This window comes from Luteitalea sp. (assembly GCF_044337415.1).
Lineage (GTDB): Bacteria > Acidobacteriota > Vicinamibacteria > Vicinamibacterales > Vicinamibacteraceae > Luteitalea.
The window spans coordinates 1-6,328 of sequence record NZ_JBIINP010000216.1 but is presented as its reverse complement, the minus strand read 5'-3'; the positions used below and the strand labels follow the sequence as shown (position 1 = coordinate 6,328).

The window sequence follows — 6,328 nt, the reverse complement described above, 5'->3', positions numbered from 1 at the left end:
GCCGCACCACGCCAGTTCGGGGTCGGTGAACACGACCGCGGGGATGGCGGCCGGCTCGAACGCGACCTTGTGCCCGGCGATGTGCTCGACGGCAATCTTGGCGTCGTAGGTCGCCTTGTGCGCGAGCATCGGGTCGCCGGCCACGTCGCCGATCGCATAGATGTGGGGCACGGTCGTCCGCCGCTGCGGGTCGACGGTGATGAAGCCGCGCGCGGTCACTTCCACGCCCGTCGCCTCGATGCCCGGGATGTGCCCGTTGGGGCGGCGCCCGATCGACACCAGCACCTGGTCGAACACCTGCGTCTTCTCGGCCAGCTCGCCCTCGAAGGTGACGTGCACGCCGTCGGCCTTCTCCTCGATGTTGGCCACCTTGGTGCTCGTGAGCACCTGCTTGCAGACCTTGCGGATGCGCTTGGCCAGCACGTTCACGAGGTCGCGATCGGCGCCCGGGAGGATGCGGTCGAGCATCTCCACGACCGACACCTCGGTGCCGAGTGCCGCATACACGGTACCGAGTTCGAGTCCGATGTAGCCGCCGCCGATGACGAGCAGCCGCTTCGGGATCTGCTTCATCTCGAGCGCGCCGGTCGAGTCGAGCAGGCGCTCCGGGCTCAGGTTGAGGTTCGGGAGCGTCGTCGGGCGCGAACCGGTCGCGATGATCAGCTTCTCGAAGCGGACGTCCTGCTCCCCGCCGGCGGTGAGCGCCACCTTCAGGGTATGCGCGTCGACGAAGCTCGCGCGGCCCTGGATGTAGGTGATCTTCCGCTGGCGCGTCAGCTGCCCCAGCCCACCCGTCAGGCGGTCGACGACGCCCTGCTTGTAGCTGCGCAGGCGATCGATGTCGATGGAAGGGGCGCCGAAGTCGATGCCCCACGCCGAGGCGTGCTTGGTCTCCTCGAGCAGCTTGGCGACGTGCAGCAGCGCCTTGGACGGGATGCAGCCGCGGTACGTGCACACGCCGCCCGGATTGGCCTCCTCGTCGATGAGGACGACCGACATGCCGAGGTCGGCGGCGAGGAACGCGGCGGCGTGGCCGCCAGGGCCCGCGCCCAGGACGACGAGCGGAGTGGTGTCTGCCATAGGAATCCTTGCGGCTCAGGGCTCAGGGCTCAGGGCTCAGAAAGCATTCCGAGCCTCGAACCCTTGAACCTTGGGACTTCTTCTAGAACCCTGAGCCTTGAGCCTTGAGCCCGGTTTTGTGAGCCCTGAGCCTTGGGCCCTGAGCCTGTTAGAGCGCCAGCAAGAACGGCTGCTCGAGCGCTTCCGCGACGAAGCGGAGGAAGCGCATCGCGTCGGCGCCGTCGATGATCCGGTGGTCGTACGAGAGCGAGAGCGGCAACATCAGCCGCGGCTCGAAGCTCTCGCCGTTCCACACCGGCTCCATCGCCGAGCGCGACATGCCCATGATCGCCACCTCGGGGTGATTGACGATCGGCGTGAAGTGCGTGCCGCCGATGCCGCCGAGGTTGGTGATGGTGAAGCAGCCGCCCGACATCTCGTCCATCGACAGCTTGCCGGCGCGGGCCTTCTCCGCCAGCTGCGCGATCTCGGACGAGATCTGGGTGATCGACTTGGTGTCGACGTCGCGCAGGACCGGCACGAGCAGCCCGCGCTCGGTGTCCACGGCGATGCCGACGTTGACGTACGACTTGTAGACGACCTCTTCCTTGGCCAGGTCGACCGACGAGTTGAACTGCGGGAACTTGCGCATCGCCACCGCGATCACCTTGGTGATGATCGACGTGACGGTGAGCTTGCCACCGCCGGCCTCGACGCGCTTGCCGAACTGCTTGCGCAGCTGCTCGAGCGCCGTGATGTCCACCTTCTCGCACTGCGTGACGTGCGGGATGGTGTGCCAGCTGGCCACCATGTGCTCGGCCGTCTTGCGGCGGATACCGCGCATCGGCTTGCGCTCGATGGCGCCGAACTGGCTGAAGTCGGGCAGCGGCTCTGAGGCGAACCCGGCCGCGCGGCCCACCAGGCCGGCGGGGCCGGCGACCTGGCCCGTGATCACGTTCTTGGCGTGGGCGCGGACGTCATCCTCGCTGATGCGGCCACCCTTGCCCGTGCCGGGCACGTCGGCGATGTCGAGCCCGAGCTCGCGCGCGAGCCGGCGCACCGACGGCGCGGCAGGCACGTTCGGGCGCGGCGGCGCCACGCCGCCAGACGGCAGCGGCACCGCGGGACCACGCGTCGCCACCGACACGTGCCCCGGGACCGGCGCCATGGGCAGCCCGCGCTCGGCCCTGAGCTCGGGGACGGTCGGCTGCACCGCCGCCACCGTGGCTGGCGGCGCCGACGCGGTCTGGACGGCGCCGTCGAGCACGAGCACGACCTGCCCCACCGCAACCTTGTCGCCGTCCTTGACCGAGACTTCCTTCACCGTCCCCGCCGAGGGCGACGGCACTTCGACGGTCGCCTTGTCGGTCTCGAGCTCGAGGATGCCCTGGTCCTGCGACACCGCGTCGCCGACCTTGACGAGCACCTTGAGGACGTCGCCGCCCTTCACGTTCTCGCCGAGCGAGGGCACCGTCACCTCGATGCGCCCACCGCCGGTCGGCGCAGATGGCGCGGGCGCCGCAGCCGCCGGAGGCGGCGTCGGCGGGGGCTCGGCCGGAGCCTGTGCGGCGGCAGCGGCCGTGGCCACCGGCGCGGCAGCGGCACCCTCCCCGGTCACCGTGAACACCACCTGCCCCACGTTGATGCGATCGCCGTCCTTGACCCGGACCTCGGCCACCGTGCCGGCGATCGACGAGGGCACCTCGACCGTCGCCTTGTCGGTCTCGAGTTCGAGCACCGCCTGGTCGACCGCCACCACGTCGCCGGCCTTGACCAGCACCCGGAGCACATCCCCCGCCTTGACGTTGTCGCCGAGCGAGGGGAGCGTGAATTCGTTTGCCATGAGCGTTGCGATGCCTTGATTACGCGTGCGCGGGGTTGGCCTTCTCGGGGTTGATGCCGAGATCCTTGAAGGCGGCCTGCGCCACCTTGGCGTCGATCTGCTTCTCGCGCGCGAGGAGCGACAGCGTCGCGGCGACCACGTGCCGTGCATCGACCTCGAAGAAGTCGCGCAGGGCTTCGCGGCTCTCGCTGCGGCCGAACCCGTCGGTGCCGAGCAGCGCCGTCGGCTGCGACACGTGGTGGTCGATGCCGGCCGGCATCAGCTTGACGTAGTCGGAGGCTGCCACGACCACGCCCGGCGCGCCGGCCAACTGCTCGCTGATCCAGGACGTGCGCGGCTTCTCGCCCGGGTGCAGCATGTTCCAGCGGTCCACGGCCTGGCAGTCGCGCTGCAGTTCCGTGTAGCTGGTCACGCTCCACACGTCGGCGGCGACGCCGTACTTCTCGAGCATGGCCGCCGCGTCGATCACGCCGGGCAGGATCGCGCCGCTGCCGAGCAGCTGCGCGTGCGCCTTGGCCTTCTTCAGGCCCGACGCCTTGTACTTGTAGAGGCCCTTGAGGATCCCCGCCTCGACACCGGCGGGCATGGCCGGCATCTCGTAGTTGCCGTTCATCAGGGTGAGGTAGTAGAAGACGCTCTCGTTGTCGCGGTACATGCGACGGAGGCCGTCCTTGATGATCACGGCGATCTCGTAGGCGAACGCCGGATCGTAGGCGATGCAGTTGGGCACCGACGAGGCGATCAGGTGGCTGTGGCCGTCCTGGTGCTGCAGCCCTTCACCGTTCAGCGTCGTACGGCCGGCGGTGCCTCCGAGGAGGAAGCCGCGCGAGCGCATGTCGGCGGCGGCCCAGATCAGGTCGCCGACGCGCTGGAAGCCGAACATCGAGTAGTAGATGTAGAACGGGATCGCGTTGATGCCGTGGGTCGCGTAGGACGTGCCCGCGGCGATGAACGACGACATCGACCCGGCCTCGGTGATGCCCTCCTCGAGGATCTGCCCGTCCTTGGCTTCCTTGTAGTACAGCAGCTGATCGCTGTCGATCGGGTCGTACAGCTGGCCCGTCGACGAGTAGATGCCGACCTGGCGGAACAGCGCCTCCATGCCGAACGTGCGCGCCTCGTCGGGGACGATCGGCACCACCAGCTTGCCGAACTCCTTGTCGCGCAGCATCTTGGTCAGCATGCGCACGAACGCCATCGTCGTCGAGATGGCGCGGCCATCCGAGCCGTTGAGGAACTCGGCGAACGACTCGTCGAGACCCGCGAGCTCGAGCGCGGTCACTTCGGTGCGCCGCTGCGGGAGGTAGCCGCCGAGCGCGCTGCGCCGCTCCTGCAGGTAGGTCATCTCCGCGCTGTTCTCCGCCGGGCGGTAGAACGGCATCTTGACCACGTCCTCGTCGCTGAGCGGGATGTTGAAGCGCGTGCGGAAGCTCAGGACCTCTTCCTCGTTCAGCTTCTTCTGCTGGTGCGTCGGGTTCTTGCCCTCGCCCGACTCACCGAGGCCGTAGCCCTTGATCGTGCGCGCGAGCACCACGGTCGGGCGGCCGGACGACTCGGTGGCCTGCTTGTAGGCCGCGTACACCTTCTCCGGATCGTGGCCGCCGAGCCGCAGCTTCTTCAGCTGGTCGTCGGAGAGGTGCTTCACGAGCTCGAGCAGCGGCGGGTACTTGCCGAAGAACTTCGCGCGCATGTAGGCGCCATCGGACACCGACAGGCGCTGGTACTCGCCGTCGACGATCTCGGCCATGCGCTGCGCCAGCAGGCCGGTCTTGTCGCGCGCGAGCAGGTCGTCCCACTCGCTGCCCCAGATCACCTTGATGACGTTCCAGCCGGCCCCCCGGAACGCGCCCTCGAGCTCCTGGATGATGGAGCCGTTGCCGCGGACGGGGCCGTCGAGACGCTGCAGGTTGCAGTTGATGACGAAGATGAGGTTGTCGAGCTTCTCGCGCGACGCCAGCGTCAGCGCGCCGAGCGTCTCCGGCTCGTCGGTCTCGCCGTCGCCGAGGTACGCCCACACCTTGTTCTTCGTGGTCTTCTTCAGGCCGCGGTTCTCCAGGTAGCGCCAGAAGCGCGCCTGGTAGATCGCCATGATCGGCCCGAGGCCCATCGATACCGTCGGCACCTGCCAGAAGTTCGGCATGAGCCACGGGTGCGGGTACGACGACAGGCCGCCACCCTCGGCGAGTTCGCGGCGGAAGTTCTCGAGCTGCTGCTGGGTGAGCCGGCCTTCGAGGAAGGCACGGGCGTAGATGCCCGGCGAGGCGTGGCCCTGGAAGAACACCAGGTCGCCGCCGTCCGGGTGATCCGGGCCGTGGAAGAAGTGGTTGAAGCCCACCTCGTACAGCGTGGCCGACGAGGCGAACGTCGAGATGTGGCCGCCGATGCCGTCGGAGTTCTTGTTGGCGCGGACGACCATCGCCATCGCGTTCCAGCGCACGAGGCTCTTGATGCGGCGCTCGATCTCGCGGCTCCCCGGGAACGGCTGCTGGTGCTCCGGCGAGATGGTGTTGATGTATGGCGTCTGGGCCGAGAACGGGAGCGGCACGCCCTTGTGGCGCGCGTACGACTCGAGCGCATCGAGCAATTGCGCCACGCGCTCGCGGCCTTCGTGCTGGATGACCCAGTCGAGCGAGTCGATCCACTCCTGAGTCTCGATTGCGGTGGTGTCCTGAACGTCCTGGGGGCCGTTGGTCATGAGAATTCTGAGTCCTGTAGCCAGGCGGGCTGCGCGGCAGAGTCCGCATCCGGACTGCACCGGAGTATGAACAACGGTTTACATTATCATTCGCCGCATGATGGGTACCAGACGTGTTCCCCCCGCCGGCATCGGCCTGGCCGTCCTCGCCTGTGCGGCCGCCCTTGCGGTCATGCCGGCCCGCCCCGAAGCGCGGGCGACCGGCCAGGCGGCCCCACCCGTCCGCCAGAACCTTCAGGCCATGGCGAGCCGTTTCGCCCCGGCCGACATCGGCGCCGACCTCGCCGGGCTGCCCGAGTCGGAACGGACCGCCCTGCGGCACCTGATCGAGGCCGCCCGCGTCGTCGACGGGCTGTTCCTGCGCCAGGTCTACGCCGGCAACCCGGCGCTGCTCCTCCAGTTGCAGGGCGACCGGACACCTGAGGGCCAGGCCAGGCTCCGGTACTTCCTCCTCAACAAGGGGCCCTGGTCGCGGCTCGACGCCGCCGCCCCGTTCGTGCCCGGCGTCGGTGAGAAGCCCCACGGCGCCAATTTCTACCCGTCCGGCGCCAGCAAGGCCGACATCGAGCAGTGGATCGCCGGCCTGTCGCCCGCCGAGAAGGCCCAGGCGCAGGGCTTCTTCACCACCATCCGTCGCGGCATGGACGGAAAGTTCATGGCGGTGCCCTACACCGTGGAGTACCAGGGCGAGCTCGCCCTGATGGCCGAGCACCTCCGCGCCGCCGCGAAGG

Annotated in this window: 3 protein-coding genes and 1 pseudogene; 1 reads left to right on the top strand and 3 read right to left on the bottom strand. The window is 68.8% G+C overall.

What is annotated here, in order from left to right; genetic code table 11:
• The 3 genes from ACIRDX_RS19295 to aceE all read right to left on the bottom strand — a co-directional run.
• The coding region (locus ACIRDX_RS19295; RefSeq protein WP_396627066.1) for a dihydrolipoyl dehydrogenase family protein at positions 1-1,080 on the bottom strand (1,080 nt) is incomplete at its 3' end.
• Positions 1,081-1,228: 148 nt separating this feature from the next.
• Positions 1,229-2,902 (bottom strand): dihydrolipoyllysine-residue acetyltransferase, encoded by a 1,674-nt coding sequence (locus ACIRDX_RS19290; RefSeq protein ID WP_396627065.1) that lies wholly within the window; start codon positions 2,900-2,902, stop codon positions 1,229-1,231.
• A 19-nt stretch (positions 2,903-2,921) separates the two neighbouring features.
• Positions 2,922-5,597 (bottom strand): pyruvate dehydrogenase (acetyl-transferring), homodimeric type, encoded by a 2,676-nt coding sequence (gene aceE / locus ACIRDX_RS19285; protein ID WP_396627064.1) that lies wholly within the window; start codon positions 5,595-5,597, stop codon positions 2,922-2,924.
• A 97-nt stretch (positions 5,598-5,694) separates the two neighbouring features.
• On the opposite strand from aceE, the pseudogene ACIRDX_RS19280 reads away from it, so the two are divergent.
• Positions 5,695-6,328, top strand: a pseudogene (locus ACIRDX_RS19280) (hypothetical protein); the annotation flags it as partial.

What these genes read in the sequence shown, in the direction of transcription:
- ACIRDX_RS19290 (WP_396627065.1), bottom strand. Translation starts at nt 2,902, where the DNA reads ATGGCAAACGAATTCACGCTCCCCTCGCTCGGCGACAACGTCAAGGCG.
- aceE (WP_396627064.1), bottom strand. Translation starts at nt 5,597, where the DNA reads ATGACCAACGGCCCCCAGGACGTTCAGGACACCACCGCAATCGAGACT.